The following is a 24,569-nucleotide window of genomic DNA, read 5'->3' as shown; positions in this document are numbered from 1 at the left end:
CGGGCCGTCTCCCCGAACGTGGTGAATCAGTCATGCCGAAGCTGATCGAACCTCCCTCTCCCCAGCAAAGCCGGATCGGCACGGCGTCTGAGCCCGCTCTCCCTGCCGCCGCTGCACGTGAATTCCCCATCGTCGGGATCGGCTGTTCCGCGGGAGGACTCGAAGCACTCGAAAAATTCCTGATCCACGTTCCCGCCGGCAGCGGCATCGCTATCATCATCGTCCAGCACCTCCCCCCGGATCACGTCAGCGCCCTGCCCAGCCTCTTGCAGCGATTCACTTCGATGAAGGTCGTCGAAGTGGTCGACGGGATGCGGGCAGAGCCCGATGTCGTCCATATCATCCCGCCGAACAAGGATCTCTTGCTGCTGCACGGCCGGCTGCGCCTGCTCGCTCCCGTCGCCGCGCACGGGCTGCGCCTGCCGATCGACTTCTTCCTGCGCTCGCTCGCCGAAGAGCGCAAGGAGAAGGCGGTCGGCGTCATCCTCTCAGGAATGGGCTCCGATGGCGTCTTGGGCCTGCGTGCGATCAAGGAAAAAGGCGGGCTGACGCTGGTCCAGGACCCGGCCTGCGTCCAGGCAGCAAACATGCCGCTCGCAGCCGTCGAAGCCGGCGTCGCCGACATCGTCGCCCCAGCCGAAGAGTTGCCGGTGCGGATCCTCGACTCCCTGCGCCGTCTGCACCGGGATCTGCAGAGCGAACCCGGCGCCAAGGCCGACATCCTGAGTGCGCTCGAGAAGATCGTCATCCTGCTGCGCGATCGCCGCGGCCACGATTTCTCGCTCTACAAGACCAACACGCTCGTCCGACGCGTCGAGCGGCGCATGGCGGTGAACCAGATTGCCTCAGTCGGCGATTACATCTCCCACCTGCGCAGCAACCCGCATGAACTCGACCTGCTGTTCAACGAACTGCTGATCGGCGTCACCAGCTTCTTCCGCGACCCCGAGGTCTGGGAGACGCTGCGTAAGGAAGCAATACCGGCGCTGCTTGCGCAGAATCCTTCCGGCAAGGACATGCGCGCTTGGGTGGCCGCGTGTTCGACCGGCGAGGAGGCTTATTCGCTGGCGATCGTGTACAAGGAAGCGGTCGCGGAGATGAAGCCAGAGGCACGCTTCACGCTGCAGATCTACGCGACCGACCTCGACCAGGACGCGATCGACCAGGCGCGCAAGGGTTCCTACCCCGAAAACATTGCGGCGGTCGTGTCGGCGGAACGGCTGGCGCGCCATTTCACCCGTGAAGAAGGTGGCGGCTATCGCATCAACAAGGACATCCGCGAAATGGTCGTCTTCGCGCGACAGAACATCGTCGCCGACCCGCCCTTCACCAAGCTTGACATCCTCAGCTGTCGTAACCTGTTCATCTACTTTGGCCCGGACTTGCAGAAGAAGCTGCTGCCACTGTTCCATTACGCGCTCAGCCCGGGCGGCCTGCTGTTGCTCGGCAATGCCGAGAGCATCGGCAACTTCGGGCACCTGTTCGCCATCGCCGATGCCAGGGCGAACCTGTTCCGACGCGTCAAGGCCACCTTGCCGGTCGGCCAACTGGAGTTTCCCGGCTGGATGCGGGCACCTGCGGGGCTCGCCCGGCAAGTGCCGCCTGCCGAGCCCCCTCAGAACATCGGGCGCCTGACCGATCAACTGATCCAGCAGACTTGGGCACCTGCGGCCGTTCTCGTCAATGCCGAAGGCGACATCCTCTATTTCAGCGGGCGTACCGGCAAATACCTCGAACCGGCGGCGGGAAAAACCAACATCAACATCCATGCGATGGCGCGCGAAGGCTTGCGCGAGGCGATGCCCGGCCTCATCCGCAAGGCGCTGAAGGACCGGCAACCGATCCTGATCAACGGCCTGCGTGTAGGCGCCGACGGCGGAACGCAGATCGTCGATCTGGTCGTGCAGGCCATCGACAAACCCGCGGCGCTGCGCGGTCGGGTGATCATCGTCTTCAAGGACGTTCCCAGCCCCACCCTTCGCCGCCACTCGGCCAAGCGCATTGCCCCGGACGCCCACGAAGCCTTGCGCGAGGAACTGGCGCAGGTGCGCGAGTCCTTGCGGGTTACCCAGGAAGAGATGCAGACGAGAGTCGAGGAGCTCAGGTCGAGCAACGAGGAATTGCAATCGACCATCGAAGAACTGCAATCGGCCAACGAGGAACTGACGACCGCCAAGGATGAGTTGCAATCGCGCAACGAGGAGCTGCAAACCGCCAATGGCAAACTGCAATCGAAGCTCGACGACCTCAGCTGGGTGCGCAACGACATGGCGAACCTGCTCAACAGCACGGAAATCGCCACGGTCTTCCTCGACGACAGGATGAAGCTGCGCCGCTTCACGAACCCCGCCACCAAGCTGTTCAAGCTGATCCCCTCCGACGTCGGCAGACCGCTCTCGCATATCGTCACCGACCTCGACTATCCGCGGATCATTGACGACGCGCGCGAAGTGCTGCGCAGCCTGGTTTTTCAGGAAAAGGTGTCGGCCACCCACGACGGCTGCTGGTTCCGCGTTCGCATCATGCCCTACCGCACGCTGGAGAACGTGATCGACGGCGTCGTCATCACCTTCATCGACATCACCGAGATCAAGCAGTTGGAATCCGAACTGCGCAAGCGCACGATGACGCCCGCAGGAGACGAGCATGGACCAGATCCGTCCTGAAGCCGGTAGTGATGCCAATCCCGACGGAAATCCGGACGCAACTCCGGGCGAGCTGCGTCGTCGCTTTCGCCGACGCGCCGAGGACCGGCTCGCGCTGCAGGCGCACTCGGCATCGATCAGCGAGGCCGACGCGCAGCGCCTGGTGCACGAACTGCAAGTGCACCAGCTCGAACTGGAGATGCAGAACGACGAACTGCGTCAGGCACAGGCGGCACTCGACGAATCGCGCCAGCGCTACGCGGATCTGTTCGAGCTCGCACCGGTCGGCTATCTGACGCTGACCGGCGACGGGCAGATCACCGAAGCCAACGCGACTGCGCTCGAACTATTCAATCTCGACCGTGGCGAACTCATCCACCGCCACTTCGCCGCGCTCCTCGATCCGCGAGACGCCGAGCGCTGGCAGCTTTTCCTCTCTGCACAACTCGACCACGGTCGCCGCGAGAACGCCGATTTCAGCGTGCTGCGCAGGCACGGAAAACCGCTTACCCTGCGCGTCGATTGCCTGCGCGTGCACGGTGAAGGCAAGCAGCCGGCGTTCAATCTCGCGCTGACCGACGTCAGCGAGCGCAGGGCCGCCGAAGCGCAACTCGAACGGGCCGTTGCCGAACGCACGCGCGAACTCGCCGGGGCCCTGCAGCGGATCCGGGAAAGCGAGGAGCGCCACGAATACGCGATGCAGGCCGCCAGCGACGGCATCTGGGATTGGGACATCAGGACAGGTAGAAACTACACCAGTCCGGCCTACGCCAGGATGCTCGGCTACGCCCCCGGCGAGCTCGGCGACGACGCCGAAAGTCACTGGATCGCCCTCCTGGATCCGGACGAAAGAGACGCACTGCTCGCGCGAATACGACGAGGGCTCGCCGAGAACGGCAGCTATGAGGAAGAATTCCGTATGCGCTGCAAGGACGGCAGTCACAAATGGATCCTCAGTCGCGGTCTGGCCGTCGAACGTGATGGTGACGGCAATCCCTTGCGCGCGGTCGGCACGCACGTCGACGTCACCGTCCGCAAGCTCAACGAAATCGAGTTGCGCAAGGCCAAGGAAGCCGCCGAAGCCGCCAACCGCGCCAAGAGCGCCTTCCTCGCCAACATGTCGCACGAGCTGCGCACGCCGCTCAACGCGATCCTGGGGATGGCGACGCTGGCGCTGCGCCGCGCCGAGGATGCGAAGTTGCGCGATCAGCTCGGCAAGATCGACGCGGCGGCGCGTCGCCTGCTCGGCATCATCGACGACGTGCTCGAACTGTCGCGCATCGAGGCCGATCAGCCGGCGCCGCAACGGATCGATTTCAAGTTCGCCGAGGTGCTGAAGACCGTCGGCCAGGTCATCGGCCCCCAGGCCGTGGCGAAGGGATTGCAACTGCGCATCAGCCAGGCGCCGGAAATCCCCCCGCTGACCTTCAAGGGCAACCCGCAGTCCCTGGTGCAGATCCTGCAGAGACTTCTCGCCAATGCGCTCAAATTCACCGAGAAGGGCAGCATCAGCATCGGCGTCACGCTCGCCGAAGAGCGCGCGAGCGAGGTGCTGCTGCGCTGCGAAGTACGCGATACGGGCATCGGCATCGCCGAGGAGGACCAGAAACGTCTGTTCACCGCCTTCGAGCAGGCCGACAATTCGCTGACGCGCAAGTATGGCGGCAGCGGGCTCGGGCTCGTCATCGCCAAGCGCTTGGTGCAGACGATGGGCGGCGAGATCGGGCTGACGAGCCAGCCCGCTGTCGGCAGCACCTTCTGGTTCACCGTCCCGCTCGGCAAGTCGGCGCCGGCTGCCGTCAGCCCGCCGCCGGCAAGCTGAAGGCAGCACGCGCGGACCTCGCGTTCCGCCCTGCAGCAGCTGCTCCGGCCGCTGGCAGCTTGCCCCTCTCGCCCACACGACGCAGGGATGGCGTCGCTGCGGCGTCCTGGGCTATGCTAGAAGTTTCAGTGCGCCCGGACGAGACTCGCGGTGAGCACCTCTTCGATCGATGACGAACCCGGTGGACACCCGCCGAACGCGCGTCTGTTTGAATCGCTGACACTGGGCGTCGTCTGGCGCAACGAGCGCGGGGAGATAGTCGCCGGCAACCCGGCTGCCGAACGCATCCTCGGCCTGAGCGCCGAGCAGCTGCGCGGCGGGGTCTCGCTCGATCCGTACTGCACCCCGGTCAGGGCGGACGGCTCGCCCTTCCCCGCCGACGAATACCCCTCGCTCCAGGTGTTGTGCAGCGGGCAGCCGGTGCGCGACGTGCTGATGGGGATCGTCAGACCCGAGCTCGGGTACACGCACTGGATCAGGATCGACGCCTTGCCGCTGGGCGAGGAGCCGGTGCCGGCCGGCGCCCGCGTCTGTGCCATCCTCGAAGACGTCAGCGAGCGCGAGCAACTGAAGCAGGAAAACGCGCGGCTGGGCGCGCTGCTCGCCGACCGCGCCCTGGCCGAGGAGAAGCTGCGCGAAAGCGAGGCGCGACTGCGGCTGGCGGCGCAGGCCGCGAATTTCGGCGTCTTCGAGTACGACCTGGAGAGCGGAGCCGCTTACTGGTCGGCCGAGATACGGGCGATCCTCGGGGTCGCCACCGACGCCCCGGTTCCGCCTTTCCAAAGCGTTCCCGATTTCATCGACCGCGAGGACGTCGACCGGGTGCGGCGGCTGATCGCGCGTGCGCTCGATCCGGCAGGCGACGGACAACTCGACGACACGCACCGCATCGTCCGCCCCGACGGCTGCGTGCGCTGGGTCCATTTCCGCGGACAGGCGGAATTCGCCGGCGAAGGGGAACGGCGGCGGACGACCCGCGTGCGCGGCCTGCTGCGCGACGTGACCACGCTCGCCCTGTCGGGGCGTGCGCTGCGCAGGAACGAGGAGGACCTGCGCCGGGCGCAGGCGGTCGGCGCGATCGGCAGCTTCCGCCTCGACCCGTCCAGGGGCGTCCTGACCTGGTCCGAGGAGAGCTACCGGATTTTCGGAATCCCCGAGGGGACGCCGCTGAACTACGAGCTGTATCTCTCCTGCGTGCATCCCGAGGACCGCGACTACGTGCTGCGCGAAGCGGAGGCCGCGTGCAGGGGCGAGCGGCCTTTCCGGGTCGAGTACCGGGTGCTGGCCGACGGTCGCGTGAAATGGGTGCGCACGATCGGGGAGCTCGAATTCGATGCTGACGGTGTGGCCATCGGCCGCTTCGGCACCAACCAGGACATCACCGAGCGCAAGGAAACGGAGATGGCACTGCGCCAGGCCAAGGAAGCCGCCGACGCTGCGGCGCGGGCGAAGAGCGCCTTCCTTGCCAACATGAGCCACGAGATCCGCACACCGCTCAACGTCATCATCGGGCTTGCCGAACTGCTGCGCAGCAAGCCGAGCTACGTCTGGCAGCGACAGAAACTCGACGAGCTGTGTTCGAGCTCCGAACACCTGCTCGCGATCCTCAACGACGTGCTCGACCTGTCGAAGATCGAGGCCGAGCAGCTCACGCTGGAACGCACCGACTTCCGCCTGGGCAACGTCATGGAGCGGGTGCTGCGCCTGTTCGACGTCAAGGCGCAGGACAAGGGACTGAGCCTCACTGCCGAGATCGCGCCGGCGCTGCAGCGGATGTGGCTGAGCGGCGATCCGCTGCGCCTGTCGCAGGTGCTGATCAACCTGTGCAGCAACGCAATCAAATTCACCGACTACGGTTCGGTACGCCTGGCGATCAGCCTTGTCCGCGAGGACAGCGCCACGGTCAGGCTGCGCTTCTGCGTCAGCGACAGCGGTCGCGGCATCGCCGCCGCCGATCTCTTGCAACTCTTCCAGCCCTTCACACAGGTCGACAGCTCGACCACGCGCCGCTACGGCGGCACCGGGCTCGGACTCACCATCAGCCAGCGCCTGGTCGAGATGATGGGCGGAACGATCAGCGTCGACAGCGAGCCAGGCCACGGCAGCTCGTTCAGCTTCGAACTCGACTGCGAGCGCGTGACCGGCTACGTCCCGTCCCTCGACAACGAGAGCGACTCCGCCGCCGACTTCAAGGGCCGGCACATTCTGCTCGCCGAGGATCACATGCAGAGCCGCGACATCCTGCGCGAGATGCTCGAAGAACTCGGTTGCAAGGTCGATGTCGCTGCCGACGGCATCGAAGCCGTCGACAGCGCGCGCCAACACAGCTACGACCTCATCCTGATGGACTGGCACATGCCGCGCATGGACGGTCTGGCGGCGACGCAGGCGATCCGCAGCCAGCCCGGCTACCACGAGACGCCGATCATCGCGCTGACCGCCAACGTCTTCGCCGAGGACCGCCAGCGCTGCCTGGCCGCCGGCATGAGCGCGCACCTGGCCAAGCCGGTGACCCCGGCGATGCTTGCCAGCGTGCTCGGCCGCTGGCTCCGGAATCTCCCCGAGCCCGCTGGCGCCGCCGACGACGTCGAGCAGAGCGCGCTGTGGCTTGCCGTGACGGAACTCCCCGGCATCGAGGTCTACGCCTCGCGCAAGCGCTCCCGGGATGATCTCGTCGCCTACTGCTCGATGCTGAGCCGCTTCACGCGCAACAACCTCGGCGAGGTCACACGGCTGCAGGCACTGGTCGAGGCCGGAGAACGCGACCCGGCGCGTTCGATCGCGCACAACCTGAAAGGCATCGCGGGCTTCATGGGCGCCGGACGCATCGCCGCGCTGGCCGGCGAGATCGAGCAGGGCCTGCGCAGCGGCACCGATGCAGCGGTGCTCAACTACCTCGCCGACGAGTGCAACGAAGAACTCGCGCGACTGGCCGACGCGGTGGACAAGCTGCCGCAGGCGTAGGCGCAGAAAGTCCCGGCGGCACGGGCGCTGCCGCCGCGTTCGGCTGGCGGGCGGCCCTTTTCGCTCGTCTATTGCCGAACTGCCCTTCCGGCTCGGCCCTTCCCGCTCGTTTTTCATACCCGCTTTTCCGCCCAAGGACCCGCGCGCCGCTTGCGACATTTCAAGACTTGTTCTATCGTTGAATCATGGACAAGACACTGGCTACTTCCGTTTTCGAGTCGCTCTCCTCGGGCATCCGTCTCGACGTCTTCCGCCTGCTGGTCAGAAAAGGACCGGAAGGGATGGTCGCCGGCGAAATCGCGACGCAGCTCGCGTTGCCGCCGACCAACCTTTCGTTCCACTTCAAGGCACTGGTGCAGGCGCGGCTGCTCACCGTCGAGCAGGAAGGCCGCTATCAGCGCTACCGGGCGAACATGCCCCTGATGCTCGACCTGATCGCCTATCTGACCGAGGAATGTTGCTCGGGCCACCCCGAGCAGTGCGCCGGGATGCGCGCCGCCTCGACCTGCCCTGACGCCGTGTTGCCGCCCATTCCCACTATCCCGGCCAAGGCCGCACAATGAACGTTCTCTTCCTGTGTACCGGCAACTCGTGCCGTTCGATCCTCGCCGAGGCCACCTTCAACCACCTGGCGCCGGCCGGCCTGCGCGCGCTGAGCGCCGGCAGCCAGCCGACCGGGCGGGTACATCCGCGCTCGCTGGCCTTGCTTGCGCGCGAGGGAATCGCCACCGAGGGCTACTCCAGCAAGTCGTGGACGGACTTGCCGGTAACGCCGGACCTCGTCGTCAGCGTCTGTGCGAGCGCCGCCGGTGAAACCTGCCCCGCGTACCTGGGGCCGGTGCTGCGCACGCACTGGGGCGTCGACGACCCGGCGCAGGCCAGCGGCAGCATTGATGAGATCGACGCGGCGTTCATGAGCGCGTACCGCATCCTGCGCCACCGCATCGAGGCCTTCCTGGCCTTGCCGTTGGCCGAACTGCAAGCCGACCGCGCCCGCTTCCAGTCCGAACTGGACCGGATCGGCACGCTTTTTCCTCGCTAAGCGACAGGGCGACGTCCGCCGCCCGATGCCATGCAAGGCGCCCTTTCGCGGCTTCCGCCGCTCCCACGAAAAACGCTCCCGCAACAAGCTGCCGTGGGAGGACCGGCAGGCCCGAATCCAGGACATCCCACGCTGCTGTTTCACGTCAAGCCGTCAATCTCAAAGGAGCTCCACCATGGCAAACATTCAGGTTTATGACCCGGCACTGTGCTGCAGCACCGGCGTTTGCGGCGTCGATGTCGACCAGCAGCTGGTCACGTTCGCGGCCGACGTCGATTGGGCGAAACAGCAAGGCGCGCAGATCGAGCGCTTCAACCTCGCGCAACAGCCGCTGGCCTTCGCCGAGAGCGCGGTGGTCAGGGGCTTTCTCGAACGCTCGGGCGCCGAGTCCCTGCCGCTGATCCTGGTCGACGGCGAAGTCGCGCTGGCCGGGCGTTACCCGAAGCGCAGCGAGCTCGCGCGCTGGGCAGGAATCGCCGAGGTTCCGGTCGCCGCCGACGCCAAGCCCGCGAAAAGCTGCTGCGGCGGCAGCCGCTGCTGCTGATCTTCGTCGCTTGCCGCCTCCTCCAAACGCCAAGCCCCTCACGCGGACGCAAAGCCCTCCTCCTCCGGACAGAAGCCATGAAATTCCTCGACCAGCCGCCGCGCTTCCTCTTCTTCACCGGCAAGGGTGGCGTCGGCAAGACCTCGATCGCCTGCGCCACGGCCATCCGCCTGGCCGAATCCGGTCGTCGGGTGCTGCTCGTCAGCACCGACCCGGCCTCCAACGTCGGGCAGGTCTTCGGTCTGGAGATCGGCAACCGCATCGTCGACATGGCGGCCGTCCCCGGTCTCGCGGCGCTCGAAATCGACCCGATGGCGGCGGCGCAGGTCTACCGTGACCGCATCGTCGGGCCGGTGCGCGGCGTCCTGCCCGAGGCCGTGGTCAGGGGCATCGAGGAACAGCTTTCCGGCGCCTGCACCACCGAGATCGCCGCTTTCGACGAATTCACGGCACTCCTGACCGACTCGGCGCTGGTCGCCGGTTTCGAGCACATCGTCTTCGACACCGCGCCGACCGGCCACACGATCCGCCTGCTGCAACTGCCCGGCGCGTGGAGCGGTTTTCTCGACGCGGGCAAGGGCGATGCGTCCTGCCTGGGACCGCTGGCCGGACTGGAAAAGCAGCGGAGCCAGTACAAGGCGGCGGTCGAGGCACTGGCCGACCCCGCGCGCACGCGCCTGATCCTGGTCGCGCGTGCGCAGGCGGCGACCCTGCGCGAAGTCGCACGCACGCACGAAGAACTCGCCGCCATCGGCCTCAGGCAGCAGCACCTGGTGATCAACGGCGTCATGCCGGCCGAAGGCGGCAGCACCGACGCGCTGGCGCAGGCGATCATCCGCCGCGAACAGGCCGCGCTGGCGAACATCCCCAGCACGCTGCAGGCGCTGCCGCGCGACGAAGTCGGCCTGAAACCTTTCAACCTGGTGGGTCTGCCGGCGCTCCGCCGCCTCCTCGGCGCCGACGATGCGGACGATATGGACAATTCGGCGCTGACCGGGCAGGCGACCGCTGCCGATTTCCTCGCGCTGCTTGCCGCGCCGAACCTCGCCGCGCTGGTCGATGAGATCGCCACCGACGGGCACGGCCTCATCATGCTGATGGGCAAGGGAGGCGTCGGCAAGACCACCATCGCCGCAGCGGTCGCGGTCGAACTGGCGAGGCGTGGCCTCGCCGTGCATCTGACCACCTCCGACCCGGCGGCGCATCTCGCCGAGACGCTCGCCGGCAACCTGCCGCAGCTTTCCGTCAGCCGCATCGACCCGCAGGTCGAAACGGAGCGCTACCGGCAGCAGGTCCTGAAGAGCAAAGGGGCGCAGCTCGACGCGCATGGCCGCGCGCTGCTCGAAGAGGACCTGCGTTCGCCCTGCACCGAGGAAATCGCAGTCTTCCAGGCCTTCTCGCGCATCATCCGCGAGGCGCACCAGAAGTTCGTGGTCATGGACACGGCGCCGACCGGACATACCTTGCTGCTGCTCGACGCCACCGGCGCCTATCACCGCGAAGTCGCGCGCCAGATGAGCGCGACGCACATGCACTACACGACGCCGATGATGCAGCTGCAGGACGCGAAACAGACCAAGGTGCTGATCGCGACGCTGGCCGAGACGACGCCGGTGCTCGAAGCCGCCAACCTGCAGTCCGACCTGCGCCGTGCCGGGATCGAACCCTGGGCCTGGGTCATCAACAGCAGCGTCGCCGCGGTCGAGTCGTCGTCGCCGCTCCTGCGCCAGCGCGCGGTGAACGAACTGGCGCAGATCGACGCCGTCGCCAACCAGCACGCGGCGCGCTACGCGGTCGTTCCGCTGCTCGAAGAGGAGCCGGTCGGTGTCGAACGCCTGCAGGCGCTCGCGCGCGGCAGCCTCGACCTGGCGAAGGGATGAACTCATGAGCACAGTGACCAGCAAGCTGTCGTTCCTCGACCGCTATCTCACCGTCTGGATCTTTGCGGCGATTGCGCTCGGGATCGGGCTCGGCCACTTCGTCCCGGGCGTCGAGGACTTCATCAACTCCTTCCAGGTCGGCACCACCAACATCCCGATCGCGCTCGGCCTGATCCTGATGATGTACCCGCCCTTCGCCAAGGTGCGTTACGAGGAACTGCCCGACGTCTTCAGCGACAGGAAGACGCTCGCGCTGTCGCTCATCCAGAACTGGATCATCGGGCCGGTCCTGATGTTCCTGCTGGCGATCATCTTCCTGCCGGACAAGCCCGAGTACATGGTCGGACTGATCATGATCGGTCTCGCGCGCTGCATCGCGATGGTGATCGTCTGGAACGAGATCGCCGAGGGCTCGACCGAGTACGCCGCCGGTCTGGTTGCCTTCAACTCGATCTTCCAGGTGTTCTTCTTCAGCGTCTATGCCTGGCTGTTCGTCACCGTCCTGCCGCCGCTGTTCGGGCTGTCCGGTGCGCTGGTCGACATCTCGATCGGGCAGATCGCCAAAAGCGTCTTCATCTACCTGGGGATTCCCTGCGTCGCCGGTGTGCTGACGCGGGTGGTGATGCTGCGCTTCGTCAGCAAGGAGTGGTACCACACGAATTTCGTCCCGAAGATCGGCCCGATCACGCTGGTGGCGCTCCTGTTCACCATCGTCGTCATGTTCAGCCTCAAGGGCAAGCTGATCGTCACCATCCCGGGCGACGTGGTACGCATCGCCATCCCGCTGCTCATCTACTTCGTGCTCATGTTCCTGCTCTCCTTCTACCTGAGCCGGAAATTCGGCGCCGGCTACAAGAAATGCGCGACGCTATCCTTCACCGCGGCGAGCAACAACTTCGAGCTGGCGATCGCCGTCGCGGTGGCGGTGTATGGCATCAACTCGGGCGCCGCCTTCGCCGCCGTCATCGGCCCCTTGGTCGAGGTACCGGTGATGCTCGGCCTCGTGATCCTCTCGCTGTGGTTCAGGAAACGGTATTTCGGCGGAGATGGCGGCTGACATCGATTTGTTGAAGCGGGCCGCTCCTCTGCGTCAGATCACGTAAGGGCGGGTTCCCTACTTCTCAAGCCCGCTCAGCACGGCAGCTCGAAGCAATGCCGGCTCCAGCGCCGCTCGCAGCATCGCCACGATGTCCGATAGCGCTTGTCGGGGCAGTTCGTTCTTCTTGAGAAACGCATGCCAAAGGGCTTGCCGCGTGACGTCGCTCGAAAACTCGTCCGTCAGGCCGACTGGCAGCGATGCTGGAACCGCCATGCCCCGCCGGATGAAAGTGGCCGTGATGGCGCTGGCCAGGGTCTCGACATCCATGGTTTCGCGGTCCAGCAACACCGACAAATCGAAATAGTCCTTCAGTCGACTGTTGGCCATGCCAAGCAATGCGATGGCATGCAGCTTTTCGGCGACGACCGTATAGACGGGGTAGGTGCGCAGCCGTGGTGCCGGCAGATCATCGATCAGTACCGGATAGGTGGAATCAACCGGCCCGGGCGTGACCGCGTCGCCAAAGCCGATATCGATCTGCGTCTTGCAGCGTGCCTTGGCGATTTCTCCGCTGATCAGCACCCGAGCTCCCGCATAGCCGGCTTCCTTACGGATTTCCTCGGCGGTGACCGATGACGGGTCGAAGACCATGCCATCGTCCACATCGATGCCGGCGATGTCACGGAACGTCTGCCCAATGGAGTCGAGATCGCTGGGCCCGAAGCCCAGTAGATCGGCATCACGTGTCGGACGGTGCGGCATGTCGTACCAGAGCGTGAACAGCAGCGCCCCCTTGAGCAAAAACCGATCTGAATGCGCCGATTGGCTCAGGCGGTAGAGGATCCGCTCCAGGGCGAAGCGCACCAGCACCTGGTTGAAATCCACGCCCTGCCCCTTGGCAAGCTTGAGCAGACGCGCCCGGACGGAGGCGGCGAGATCCTTGTTCATCCGATTGCCTCGAGGTAAGGACGCATCACATTGGCCACGCGGCAGATCTTGGCATAGCGCCAGAGTTCGTCAGCCGAGGCCATCTTCCTTGCGCGTGCATCCTTCAGCGCTTCCAGTGCCACGTCCAGGCCGATTTTGTTGCGGTGTTTGAAACAGTCCGCCACCGTCTTCGCCACGCAATAGACCCGCAACTTGACCTGATCGCGCTCGACCTCCTCGATCCCTGCCGAATAGGCCTCCCCGGCGAACTGCACCATCTTGACCGGCGGGTAGTCGATCTTCGGCCTATGGCTGCCTCTGGGCATGGCGATCCAGACTTGGCGCGGAAGTTGAGTGGTCAGCTCGTGGAATTGCAGGGCGGTGAGCAGACAGAAGACTGCCTGCGGGACTCTGGTGGCGATGGCTGCCAGGTTCTCGTGTTCGGAGCCCGAACTCGGCAGGCGATAGAGGCCACGCCCAACTTTCTCCAGTTGGCCGGCAGCGCTCATGCGCGTAAGCACCACCCGGGGGATGCCGATGGTGTCCAGATCGATCGGGCGCAACATCCCCTTCTGGGCAAGCAGATCGATAACGCGCTTGGGCTGGGTGTTTTCGCGCATGGTGAGGAAGTATGTTCCGTTTATTCGTCGAAATCAATTAACAAACGAACAAACGAACAAACAAAACTTTCTCCGGTTGGCTAACGATCTGCGCGGCAGCGCATGCAAGAACCGGTCCGCTTGGCGGTCGGTAAACGGTCGCGCCCCCGCCACCGCTGAGACACGCGGCAGACTCCCGCACCGCGTCGCCGCGATGGCCCACATCCATGATCCCAACTCCCGCCCCGATACACCGTCCAGACTTGGACCGCCGAAGCGATCCATCACGGATCATGCGTGTTGTGCTCGCCAAGGAGCGGCGAAATCCTGGCAAACATCGCTATCCGGACGACTTCGCTGCCACCAAGGACGGTCCGCGATGCACTCTGCCGCTGCCAGACACCACTCGGCCTACGGCAACCGCATTTGCCTCTATTCAGAAGACATCTCCGGCGCTTACAATCACCAGTATTGCCGCCTGAGCGGCGGTTCAGTTCAACGCGGTTTATCCCTCGCGACGAGCACCTTCGGACGCAACAGCGCTCGCAGCATGAGGGATAAACAATATTCATTATGCATCAATCACTCTCACTAATTTAGGCCCCATTAAATGACCCCAAAAATCAAGTTTGATGAATTCGTCGCTCAGCAAGCCTCTCGGTTACCGCAGGCAGAAATCAATTGGAATAGGAATCTTGAAGACTGGCTAGACCATATTTCCCATTTCTTTAAGCTCACATCCGAATTTCTCGATGCCTACCTAGCAAGCGGGCAGATCCAAATAGACTATGGAACCAAGCGAATTATTGAAGAATACATCGGGGAATACGAAGCCAAGACTGCCACAATCACGATCGGGAAAAGTAAAATCTTGCTTGACCCGATTGGAACAAATCTTATTGGAGCTAAGGGTCGAATTGACATGATCGGGCCAAATGGCAAGGTCAAGTTTGTTCTTGTTGACGCTGATGCGTCAGCTCCAAGAATTTCCGTTCGTGTATGGGTACAGGGGGAAGAACCGCCATCTGAAATTGAGAAACCAAAGGTAGTCCAATGGACGTGGAAAATTGGAACGCCACCACCGAATATTAAATACATTGAGTTGAATCGAGAATCGTTTTTCGACTCCTTGATGGAAGTGGCTAATGGGTAACCGCGTTCCCTTTTCTGGCCAGAACCTCCAATTGGGCCAGATTTCAATTCATCACTGCGACATAGAAGAGTCATTGCGCAGTTACTTTAGTTCATCGTCTATTCATTATCCTATTCGTTTCGCTGGCTACATGGCCAATGAGGTTCAGGACGAACTTTGGCTTCGACTAGCTGAAAACGGCCAATCCTCGACCCTAACAATCCTATCATCATTGGAAGCAATGTTCCGTGTAGATTACCTGCAACGCTGCTACCTAAAGAAAAAGGATGCGCTATCCCGTGCGTTTCGGCTGATACACAAGCGACAAGGGTCTCGCGTAGGACTTGAGGATGAAATCCTCTCCGCGTGGCGAGATAACACCACGGTTTCTCCATCCTTGATTGGAGACATTCGCGGTGCGTTTAAGTATCGACACTGGCTCGCACATGGGAGGTATTGGGTGCCCAAGCTTGGGCAGAAATTTGACTACGATAGTGTCTATCTTCTGGTTGAAGAAGTGTGCAATACATTTCCCTTTGAAGGCGTTTCTTAATGCATAACCCGGCGGTCCAACGGACGCTGCGCGACAAAGCCGCGCTGCGCCGGTGACCTTTACGTGTGCGCCGGGCATGGCGCGTTACTTCGCCGGTGAAAGTCCGATGGCCAGGTTTTGCAGAGCCGAAGGCAAGGAGAAGGGCAAGGGCGTCGTCGCGAGGCGGGGTCTGAAGGAAGTCCAATCCGAAGCTGCGGGGCGATGAACAAGAACCGGATATGAGGCGTGATGCATTCGGGACCAGCGGGCACGTGACCGCGAAGTCCTCCATCTGCGGCAGTAGGGTGCATTTTGTAAATCCGGCGTCTATGCAGCGAAGGTAACGAGTCTTACCCCGGGAGATATCTCCGGTGCTCCGGAACATTGAAGCTGGGCGTCTGACAACGGGCGCTGAATACCGAAGAGAAGTCAGCAGAAGGCATAGTAGGCGGCGCCACCGCCGAAGGCCCGAACGATGAAAGACGAAGGATCATGACGAAGAGCGCATGCTCATAGGGTCAGGTCTCGCTTTGTTCATTACTTAGCGCCGACAGATCTTTCGCGGTGACGACGCCTTGGTCGGGTAAATACAGATTAGGACTAGGATTCGAGATGCGACACGACAAGCACCTATAACTGGGAAGCCATCAACGGACTGGTGAAGAAAGGGCTGCTGCTCAAGGAAGGTAGCATTCTCGACGCGAAGCTCATCGCCGCACCGCCGTCGCTGAAGAAAAAGAAGCAGGAGCGAGATCTGGACAGAGCGATAGCAGCGTACTTTCGCATGCTCATGGCGACGGTGGCCTGCATCGTTCGGCGATCAACGCACAGATGCGGGATATTACCCCATCTTCTTTGGACTCCATGTCCATGTTCGTGCCAACGGCATGGTGTCAAGCTTATTTCGTACTCGAGGCTATACAGGAAGATATTCAAGCACCGGCAAATTTGAGGATGCGCTCACTTTCCATCGCGTCGACGACTTCCACATTCAACGCCAGCAACTCGCCGCGTACCTCAGCAAACGCCGAGAAACACCCCTCATCATTGACCGCAGGCGCTTCGATCGGGATCAACATGTGCGCGGGAAGAAGATTTCTGGCTCTGAGACGACGAACCTTGGCAATCCAGAGGTCGCCATGGGTGTAGATGCGTGCCGGCTCATCCTGTCGGAGAAACAGTGGCTTGATCACTCGGTCCGGATGCTCTCCTGCGTGAGAGACAAAAGGAAAGCGCGCGTGGTAGACGTCATCGCCGATGACTTCTTCACGATAACGTTCGCCTAGGTCAGCAGCAAAAAGCAGTCGCCGGATACCTTTTTCCAGAAGACGCTCCTGGTACTCCCTTGTTGCGAAATTTCTTTCGACATGGAAACCGTAGATTTCTTCGAGCGCTTGCTTCGGATCCTCGGCAAGCATGACTGCAGGCTCGTCGAAACGAAAAAGCGCCTCGCGGCGGCGAACCAGTTCCGCGAACGCCCTGGTTGCGCCTGCGTCATCGATCGTGGCACGTCGCTTGTCGAGTGCTCTCGACTTCAGAACGCCACGGATTCGCGTCAGCTCATCCTGAAAGAGTCGCTTGCCTTCAAGAAAGATGCGCTGATCAAGACCTTCGAAGAAGCGCGTCACCCGACCATAGCGCTTGAGCAGGCGAAAGCCGAAAAAGCCATCCTCGGGGCACATCAGCACGACCCCGACGTTGGCGAATTCACGCGTTTCCACATACGGCATGAACTGGACGACGGCGTATTGACATACACGCTTCATCACAGACCCTCCCAAAAATCGCTCTTTTGAAACCGCGCGATCACCCGATGTGCAGCACCTCGCTCTGCTCGGCCGCGAATCTGTTCGATGGCGATGGTCATCAACAGGCTCCTGATCGATTGACTCAGTCGGCGGTTCGCAGCGAATGTGACTTCTTCGCCTGCCGTTGCGGCGGAGCTGCGGACTTATCGCTCATGATACGCGTGAGGAGTTCCACTGCCGGCTCGTCGGCGGGGTCTTGCGGCACCAGTTCGCCGCGGAAGGCCTTGGCGAGCAGTGCTGGCGTCAGGCGGTCGGCTTGGGTGCGCGCGGCAGCAAGACGGACTTCGAGGCGGTCGGCCCAGGCGAAGAGGGAGTCGACTCGGCGGACGATTTCGGCTTGCTCTTCGATGGACGGCAGATGCAGCGGGAATTCCTTGACCTTGGACAGATTGAGATTCGGTTGATTGCCACCCTCTGCGAGCGCTCGCATTTCAAGGTAGTTCGCCTGAAAAACAAGCTTGACGTAGGCTGTGAGTGCCTTCGCCTGATCAACGATGACGGCAGCACAGGCTTGATTGACTGCGGCTGAGATTCCCAACTCTGTCACTTGGCCGCGGGTCTTGCCTTCGCCATACATGGCCACCAGGAGTGTTCCCGGCGGATATATCCTGAGACGATGGGCCGCAATCGCTGACTCGGTCACGAACTCGTCGGCTTGAGTCACGAGCGCACGCGATGTCGCTGCGCTGGTTACCCAAGGCGTGCCGGTCGAGACAAAGAAGCTCGGATTGGATCGTAAAGGCGTTGATCCCGTGCCGACTTGGGCGACCGACTGAACGTCTGTTTGCTGCCAGTCGCCACCGTTGTTTTCGGCTCGCCACTCTTCCGTGAGTTGTCCCGAAATCGCCTTTCCGAGCAGCGACTGCCGGAACCTCTTGAGGATTACCGGCACACGGTCGAGGCGTTCGCGGCAGACATTGACCTTCGCGAGGACGGTATCGAGTTTGCCGGCGATGCGCTTTTGCTCGGCCAGCGGTGCAACAACGAAAGGGAGCTTGGCTGCTGCCGTGCCGGAAAGCTCTTTGAAAGTGGTGCCAGTAGCCAACTGCTCAGCAACAGGCTTGATGTGCTTGAGGTAGTAATAGACGAAACCGCTACTGAAACCTTCGGGCAGAACGAAGCTCTTGAAACCTTGATTAGTCGAGATTTCATTAGCAGCAATCGCAACGTACCCGATGGGTGCTCGACTTGAAAAAAGGACTGAACCTGCCGGAAGCTTTGCTGCTGAGCATGCCGCGTAGCCCTTCTCACTTAGGTTGCGTGCTCCACGGGAGATGTAGCAACTCCGATAACCACTCAGATCCGCAGGCGTAACCCAAGGAATACCGCCCTCCGACGTGAAGTTGGTTTGATCCTTGGATGGCGGCGTTCCTCCAGAAACGATGCGAGCTACTTCGCCGATTTCGCATTGCGCCCAGCCAGCCGGAAGCTCCATCACTCAACCACCTCATCATCCAGTTCCTCGCCCAGTTCCTCCAGAATCCCCCGCAACTCCGCCAGCGCGCCCTCAAGTTCGTCCATCGCCTCCCGCGCCAGCACCGCCGGCTCAGGCAGATCGCCCGCCGAAGTCTCGCTGTCGTCCTTCAGCCACGAGATGTCGAGGCTGTCGCCGCGCGCGGCGATCTCCTCGCGCGTGAAGCGGCGGAAACGTCCGCAGTCGCCCGTGTCGATCCGGGCGGCGAGCGCTTCGGCGCCGACGGCAGGGTCGCTGCCGAAAGCCCGTTCGAAGTCGGCGAAATGCTCGCGGGTGAGTTGCGTTCGCTTGCCGAACTGCGGCATGTTGGCGCGCAGGTCGTAGACCCAGACTTCCCGGGTGTTGCCCTTGTCCTTCTCGCCGCGAGTGAAGAAGAGGACGTTGGTCTTGACGCCCTGCGCGTAGAAGATTCCGGTCGGCAGGCGCAGGATCGTGTGCAGATTGCACTTGTCCATCAGGTCGCGGCGGATGTCGGCGCCGACGTTGGATTCGAAGAGCACGTTGTCGGGCAGCACCACGGCGGCACGGCCGCCGGGCTTCAGGCCGCGGTAGATGTGCTGCAGGAAGGCGAACTGCTTGTTGCTGGTCGGGTAGGTGAAATCGTCGCGGCTCGGCAGGCCGCCGCCCTTCTTGGTGCCGAAAGGCGGATTGGTCAGCATCAGCGTCGCGCGCGGCAGCGCCTGACCTTCGGGGCTCAGCGTGTCGCCGTAGTGGATTCCGGCCGCCGGCGGCACCGAGTCGATGCCGTGCAGCATCAGGTTCATCAGCGCCAGCCGGTGCGTGTCCTGCACGTGCTCCATGCCGTAGAAGGTGTTGCGCCGGTATTTCGTCTGCTGCGCTTCGGTCCAGCTGTCCGGGTCGCTGTGGCTGCGTAGCCAGCGATTGGCGGCGATCAGGAAGCCGCCGGTGCCGGCCGCCGGGTCCTGGATGACGTCGGCGAGTGTCGGCTGCATCAGCGCGACCATGCTGTCGATCAGCACGCGCGGCGTGAAGTACTGGCCGGCGCCGGATTTCTTCTCGTTGGCGTTCTTCTCGAGCAGGCCCTCGTAGAGGTCGCCGAGACCTTCGTGGCGGGCGCTGTACCAGTCGAGCTTGTCGATCTCGGCAACCAGCGTCGACAGGGTCGCCGGCTTCTTGATGAAGCTGCTGGCGTTGGCGAAGATCTCCTGCACCAGGAGCGAGCCGTGGCTGCCGAGGTGGATCAGCAGGATCTTGTAGAACTCCAGCCGGTCGGGCGCGGCGCGCGCTTCGAGGTCGCTCCAGCGGTAGCCCTCGGGCAACTGGTCTTCGGTGCCGGTCTCTTCCGCCATCTTGAGGAAGAGCAGGTAGGTGAGTTCGGTGACGTACTGGTGGAAGGTGACGCCGTCGTCCTTGAGGACGTTACAGAGGTTCCAGAGCTTGCCGACGATGTCGTGGGTGGTCATTGAGAAACCAGGGTTGTTGAAGCATGAAACGTGCAGCCGCTCGGGCGAGAACCGCTCCGGGCTGAAGTTGCACGTCAAAAACCGAAGACCAGCGATTTCAGTTCGGGAATGATGGCCTTGCTTTTTCGATCGACCACATCTTCCTTTATCTTGTAAACGATGGATTTCAGCAGGTTCGTCTGGCTGAGCCGCGTCACTTTCAGCAGTTGCGAGACTTCATCCGCCATCGGGGGCGATACCTTCAATGAAAGTCTCTTGACCGATGAGCCGCGGCTACGAGGGAAGGCTTCCTGAGCCCGTCCGAGTAGGCTGCTCAGTTCTGTGGAAGTCAGCTCGCCACTTGCGTATTTGTGGATGTAGAAGGTCACAAGGCGCTTCCTCCACTCCGTCGATGCTTCGGGCGACAACTCGAAACACGCGAGATCGAGCGCGTCGATGAAAACGGAAGGAAGTTTCGCTTCGATCGAATGCGACGCAGGCTTTCTTGCTTCCCTTATCGCTGGAGTCGATTGCGCAGGAATCCCCACGACTTCGTGGCACCTATCGCAGACTGCGACGAGAATGCCCCGTGCCAGTCCGACGCCATCGGAAAATGGTACGTCCCTGCGCAGAAATGTCGTTTCCACGAGATCGGCGCAGGTCTGGCAAATGGCCTTGCTCTTGTCTCCTTCCTGATAGAGCTTCACTTCATTCTCCTCTGCTGGTCGCGACGCTCACGGGTGGACGCTGATGAACCAGGTGTCAGGCTCAAGAAAATAGAACTTGATATACCAGCCATCTTTGGTGAGCACATGAACGGCCACGCTCTTCAAACTGTGATGGGGCGACATCTTATGATCGTTGCCGTTGCACTTCCTGATCAGTGCCGCAACCTGATCGGCAGTAATTTCCCCGGTTTGAAACCGATTCTTGACGTCGATATCTCGTCTTGCCTCGTGTTGGTAGGCGCCAGTAGCCAGAGCCTCCAGCACTCTCCGCTTGGCATCGCTGAACCCCATGGCACCCTCCAATTATACGAAGAAGTTCGTACCAATCAAGTACTGCTTTCGCGTTGCGATCCCGCGATTTGTCGTCTACTCAGGCGGCAGCGTGCTGCCAGAGCGATTCGTTGAAGGTGTCGAGGACGTCCTGCAGCCGGCCGTCGAAAATCCGGTCGAGCCGCGGGAAGCCGCCGCCTTCACGCTTGAACAGCAGGTTGGGGTCATCCAGCGCGTCGCGATCCACCAGCAGGTTGGCCTTGGTCTGCGCGGCGATCTTCTTGAGCCAGTCGCGCTGCGGGGCCGTCCACGAACGGGACGCAAGGATACCCTGCAAAGCGCGGTCCACGCGCTCGGACCACGGCATGAGCGCGTCGCCGATCGCCGCCTTGCGGATGTAGCCGACGATGCGCGCGGCGATGTCGTGGTTGGTCATCTGCCGCCAGGCGGCGTCGAGGCCCGTTTCGCTGAAGCCGGCCTGGTCGAGTTCAAGCATCAGTTCCTTGAGCTGGCGGCGGGTCAGATCGCGCGGGCGGGTGAGGACGACGGTGAGCGCCGGGATGTCGTTGCTGTGGCTGCGGATGAATTCGGCGAAGGCGTCGAGATAGTCGGCGGGTTTCTGCGCCTTGCCGAAGCCGGATTCGGCGCTGACGAGTTGGTCCTCGTGTTCGGAGATGAAGATCGGCGCGACCGGGCCGTCGCCACTGCGATCGAGGATCTCGCCGAGGCCGGGATGTCTGGCGAACCACTCGCCCACCTGCTGCAGGCTCATCGCGCGCAGTTGGCGGATGAAGTCGTCCGGATTCATTCCGGCAAGCGTCTCGAAGTCGCGCGCGGCCTTTTCCGAGAGGTGGCGCTTCTTGCGCTGCAGCTTGGCGACGAACTGGTCGCGGACGAGCGCCTGCGCCTCTTCGTCGCGCAGGCTCGCGAGTTCGCCGGCAAGCTGGCTGAAGCTGATCTTCGGGTCGGCGACGACCGGCTGCATCGCGGTCAGCCCGTCGATCGCCTCGAAGATGCGGACCGCGTCGAAGACCCGGAAAGTCTCCTTGTCGAGGTCGTCGCAGCGGCGCGTGGCGCGACCGAGCATCTGGTCGAAAAGGATGCGGCTGGCCACCCGGCGCAGGAAGACGAGGTTGCAGATCGGCGGCACGTCGATGCCGGTGGTGAGCAGATCGACCGTCACCGCAACGTTGGGCAAGCGCTCGTTCTTGTAGCGGCGGATCAGTTCGAGCGGCTTGTCGGCGGCACCGGTGATCTTGAGCACCGCGTCGTCATCGACGCTGCCGTAGCGCGCGGCAAACGCCTGCTTCAGGAGATCGACGACCATGTCGGCGTGCGCGTCGGTGGCGCAGAAGATCAGCGTCTTGCGCGCGTCCTCGGGGTCGAGTTCGCTGGCGAGGTAGTCGCAGACGACCCGGTTGAACGATTCGGTGATGACCTTGCGGTTGAAATCCTCGACAGCGAGCTTGATCTCGTCGGGCGCCTGGAAGAGATCAAGTTCCCCCTTGCGCGGGTCGTAGACCTTGATCGCCTCGCCGGCTTTCCACTGGATGCCGCTGCGCGACAGTTCGGTCAGGATCTGGATCGGCGGCTCGTAATCGACCAGGTAGCCGTCGATCACGGCTTCGCGATAGCTGTAGCTGAAGATCGGCGCGCCGAAGATCTGCGAGGTGTGCAGTGCCGGCGTCGCGGTCAGCCCGATCTTCACCGCGGCGAACCAGTCGAGAACGCGGCGGTACTTTGAAACGTAGTCGTCGAAACCGCGGAAAGTCAGTTCGGTGTCGGACAGCTCGCGGTCGAGCAGGTAGCCGCGGTGGCATTCGTCGACGACGATGCAGTCGTAGTCATCGACCGCCGGCGGCGCCGCGCCTTCCGGCGCGAACAGGATGCGCTTGACCATGCCCTGCACGGTCGCGATGTGCACCTTGGTGTCGCTGTCCGGCGACTGCGCCTCAAGCTCCTTGATGCCGAAGATGTCGGCGAAGGTGTTGAGGTTCTCCATCCGCGTGTCCTTGAACGCGTTGGCCGCCTGCTCGCCGAGGGCCGAGCGGTCGACGAGGAAAAGGATGCGGTTGAAGCGCCGAGCCTTGAGCAGGCGGTAGATCAGCGCGATGCAGGTCTTCGTCTTGCCGGTGCCGGTGGCCATGGCGACGAGGATTTCACGCTGGCCGGCGGCAATGGCCTTTTCGGTGGCGGCGATGGCCTGCTGCTGGTAGGGACGCAGGTCGAAGCCGAACTTGAACGGTGCCGCCGCGAGTTGCCGGTGCGCGGCTGCCTCGTCGTGCTTGAGCAGCGCGACCAGACCGGCGGGGGTTCGCCAGCCGTCGAGCGGGTGCGCGAGATTGTCCGGCCGGCGCAGATCGCAGAACCAGATCCCCGAGTGCGTGGCGAGCTGGCGCAGGTAGGGGCGAGCGTTGGTGGAGAAGGCAAAGGGGATCCGGTAGAGGCCGTCGGCGCCCCAGTTCTCGGCGGGAAGCTCGGTTTCGGCGCTCGGGATGAAGCCACGGCTGTAGCGCTTGGCCTGTTGCAATGCGCCGGACACGTTGGTGTTCCTGCGCTTGGCTTCGACGGTTGCGATCGGCGTGAGCCCGGCGAAGAGGACGTAGTCGGCCGGGCCGGTGTCGGTCGGCCATTCGGCGATCGCCAGGTTGCGCCCCTTCTGCGGACGCGTGCCCTTGCCATAGCGAAGCTTCTGGCTGTCTGCTTCCCAGCCGGCTTCGCGCAGCTGCGCGTCGATGATCTTGCGGGTTGCGGACTCGTCGAGCACCAGCGACTCGGCGGCGCTTGAGGCGGCCTGCGCCAGTCTGACGCGGAAGTCTTTCGGCTGGGCGGCCGCTGCTGCCTGCTGTTCGGCGAGCCGCCGCGCCAGCGTGATCTTCTCCTGTTCGACTTCGGAGGCCATCTGCGACCAGAAGGCCTGCTCGTCCCTGGCGGCAGCGAGTTCGGCCTGCATCGACTGGAGGCGCTCGGCGGTCTGCGCGTGGGTCTTGCGATAGTCGGCCAGTTCGCGCGCGAGTGTGGCGAGTTCTTCGTGCAGCTCGCTGTCTGCGCTCTTCTGCGCGACCGGTGGAACGAAGGGGCCGGACTTGAAGCCCGCATCGCGGAAGGTACGGTGAAACCAGAGGCCGAGCTGCCAGCAGATCTTGAGCGCGGCCAGGGCGCTGCGGTGATCGCCGCTCAGTGCGTGGTTGGCCTCGTTGCCGGTGCGGCGAATCTCGCCGAAAAGCTGGGCCACCTCGCGTGGCAGCACCCCTTCGCCCTGCAGGCGGCGCAAGAGATCGTACTGGTTCTCTTCGGGGACGTTGGCGAGGCCGGCGCGCGAAGCGACCAGCTGCGCCAGAACCTCGGCCAGTTGACGCAGCTTCAGCAACGTCGTGTTCGGGTCTTCGCTGAAGTAACGCTCCGCCAGCATGCCCAGACGCAGGAGCTGCGGGTCATGCTGCTCGAGGTGAGCAAAATTGGTCTGCGGGAGCGTCTTGGCGGCAGGCACGGAGGGCTTCTACTACGTGTGAGTAGCGAAAACCCAAGGGTACCGCATCTGGATAACTTCTTGTGCTTGCTGCATGGAAGACGAACGGATGGGGGCTTCGCGACAAGCATGCGAGCGTCACGACACGGCGACCGGCGAGCGGGTGTCCCCGGCGCATGGTTCCATGTCGGGATGAGCAGCTGCTGTCGCCGATGCACGTTGGCGCTCCCCGCCCTCGTGGACTACGTCAAAAGCTTCCCCTATATGCACTAAGCATCGTCAACGCTTACA

General features: G+C 63.1%; 18 protein-coding genes and 1 pseudogene. 11 read left to right on the top strand and 8 right to left on the bottom strand.

Annotation, left to right across the window (positions count from 1 at the left end; genetic code table 11):
• The first annotated feature begins 32 nt into the window (after positions 1–32).
• From CCR84_RS15090 to arsB, 8 genes are all read left to right on the top strand, one after another.
• The gene (locus CCR84_RS15090) at positions 33–2,666 is read left to right on the top strand and encodes a chemotaxis protein CheB (RefSeq protein WP_201214034.1); all 2,634 of its coding nucleotides are present in this window, start codon (positions 33–35) and stop codon (positions 2,664–2,666) included.
• The gene (locus CCR84_RS15085; RefSeq protein WP_201214032.1) at positions 2,647–4,467 is read left to right on the top strand and encodes a PAS domain-containing protein; all 1,821 of its coding nucleotides are present in this window, start codon (positions 2,647–2,649) and stop codon (positions 4,465–4,467) included. The genes CCR84_RS15090 and CCR84_RS15085 overlap by 20 nt, the downstream gene beginning before the upstream one ends.
• Before the next feature lie 150 nt (positions 4,468–4,617).
• Positions 4,618–7,431: an ATP-binding protein gene (locus CCR84_RS15080; protein ID WP_201214030.1), complete on the top strand. Its 2,814-nt coding sequence runs from the start codon at positions 4,618–4,620 to the stop codon at positions 7,429–7,431.
• Between the two features lie 185 nt (positions 7,432–7,616).
• Positions 7,617–7,994, top strand: coding sequence for an ArsR/SmtB family transcription factor (locus tag CCR84_RS15075; RefSeq protein ID WP_201214022.1), 378 nt, complete (start codon positions 7,617–7,619; stop codon positions 7,992–7,994).
• Entirely contained in the window at positions 7,991–8,473 is a 483-nt protein-coding gene (locus CCR84_RS15070; RefSeq protein WP_201214020.1) for an arsenate reductase ArsC, read from the top strand. The genes CCR84_RS15075 and CCR84_RS15070 overlap by 4 nt, the downstream gene beginning before the upstream one ends.
• A 175-nt stretch (positions 8,474–8,648) precedes the next feature.
• A complete protein-coding gene (gene arsD, locus CCR84_RS15065; RefSeq protein ID WP_201214018.1) occupies positions 8,649–9,017 on the top strand; it encodes an arsenite efflux transporter metallochaperone ArsD in 369 nt (122 codons plus the stop codon).
• A 77-nt stretch (positions 9,018–9,094) separates the two neighbouring features.
• Positions 9,095–10,897, top strand: a complete 1,803-nt coding sequence (gene arsA / locus CCR84_RS15060; protein ID WP_201214009.1) for an arsenical pump-driving ATPase — start codon at positions 9,095–9,097, stop codon at positions 10,895–10,897.
• A gap of 4 nt (positions 10,898–10,901) precedes the next feature.
• Positions 10,902–11,954: an ACR3 family arsenite efflux transporter gene (gene arsB, locus CCR84_RS15055; RefSeq protein ID WP_201214007.1), complete on the top strand. Its 1,053-nt coding sequence runs from the start codon at positions 10,902–10,904 to the stop codon at positions 11,952–11,954.
• Positions 11,955–12,011: 57 nt separating this feature from the next.
• Here the strand turns inward: arsB and CCR84_RS15050 are convergent, their stop codons facing one another.
• A complete protein-coding gene (locus CCR84_RS15050; protein ID WP_201214005.1) occupies positions 12,012–12,884 on the bottom strand; it encodes a nucleotidyl transferase AbiEii/AbiGii toxin family protein in 873 nt (290 codons plus the stop codon).
• Positions 12,881–13,483: a type IV toxin-antitoxin system AbiEi family antitoxin domain-containing protein gene (locus CCR84_RS15045; protein ID WP_201214003.1), complete on the bottom strand. Its 603-nt coding sequence runs from the start codon at positions 13,481–13,483 to the stop codon at positions 12,881–12,883. Before CCR84_RS15045 ends, CCR84_RS15050 begins: the two co-directional genes overlap by 4 nt.
• A gap of 589 nt (positions 13,484–14,072) precedes the next feature.
• On the opposite strand from CCR84_RS15045, the gene CCR84_RS15040 reads away from it, so the two are divergent.
• The 3 genes and pseudogenes from CCR84_RS15040 to CCR84_RS16620 all read left to right on the top strand — a co-directional run.
• A complete protein-coding gene (locus CCR84_RS15040; protein ID WP_201213991.1) occupies positions 14,073–14,615 on the top strand; it encodes a hypothetical protein in 543 nt (180 codons plus the stop codon).
• Positions 14,608–15,147 (top strand): hypothetical protein, encoded by a 540-nt coding sequence (locus CCR84_RS15035; protein ID WP_201213989.1) that lies wholly within the window; start codon positions 14,608–14,610, stop codon positions 15,145–15,147. The genes CCR84_RS15040 and CCR84_RS15035 overlap by 8 nt, the downstream gene beginning before the upstream one ends.
• 616 nt (positions 15,148–15,763) lie before the next feature.
• Positions 15,764–15,880 (top strand): annotated as a pseudogene (locus tag CCR84_RS16620) (IS5/IS1182 family transposase); the annotation flags it as partial.
• 178 nt (positions 15,881–16,058) lie between these two features.
• On the opposite strand, the gene CCR84_RS15030 reads toward CCR84_RS16620, so the two are convergent.
• From CCR84_RS15030 to hsdR, 6 genes are all read right to left on the bottom strand, one after another.
• On the bottom strand, positions 16,059–16,892 hold the full coding sequence (locus CCR84_RS15030) for a DUF3037 domain-containing protein (RefSeq protein ID WP_201213987.1): 834 nt from the start codon (positions 16,890–16,892) through the stop codon (positions 16,059–16,061).
• Positions 16,893–17,016: 124 nt separating this feature from the next.
• Positions 17,017–18,369 carry a restriction endonuclease subunit S gene (locus CCR84_RS15025; RefSeq protein ID WP_242508775.1) on the bottom strand — a complete coding sequence of 451 codons (1,353 nt, stop codon included), beginning with the start codon at positions 18,367–18,369 and terminating at the stop codon, positions 17,017–17,019.
• Complete coding sequence (locus CCR84_RS15020; protein WP_201213977.1) at positions 18,369–19,832, bottom strand: class I SAM-dependent DNA methyltransferase; 1,464 nt, start codon at positions 19,830–19,832, stop codon at positions 18,369–18,371. Before CCR84_RS15020 ends, CCR84_RS15025 begins: the two co-directional genes overlap by 1 nt.
• A gap of 74 nt (positions 19,833–19,906) precedes the next feature.
• A complete protein-coding gene (locus tag CCR84_RS15015) occupies positions 19,907–20,518 on the bottom strand; it encodes a hypothetical protein (protein WP_201213969.1) in 612 nt (203 codons plus the stop codon).
• A gap of 27 nt (positions 20,519–20,545) precedes the next feature.
• The gene (locus CCR84_RS15010) at positions 20,546–20,830 is read right to left on the bottom strand and encodes a hypothetical protein (protein WP_201213968.1); all 285 of its coding nucleotides are present in this window, start codon (positions 20,828–20,830) and stop codon (positions 20,546–20,548) included.
• A gap of 79 nt (positions 20,831–20,909) precedes the next feature.
• Complete coding sequence (gene hsdR / locus CCR84_RS15005; RefSeq protein WP_201213966.1) at positions 20,910–24,299, bottom strand: type I restriction-modification system endonuclease; 3,390 nt, start codon at positions 24,297–24,299, stop codon at positions 20,910–20,912.
• Positions 24,300–24,569: the final 270 nt, after the last annotated feature.

It is taken from the genome of Rhodocyclus purpureus (assembly GCF_016653115.1).
Taxonomy (GTDB): Bacteria; Pseudomonadota; Gammaproteobacteria; order Burkholderiales; family Rhodocyclaceae; genus Rhodocyclus; species Rhodocyclus purpureus.
This window is presented reverse-complemented; position numbering and strand designations above follow the sequence as displayed.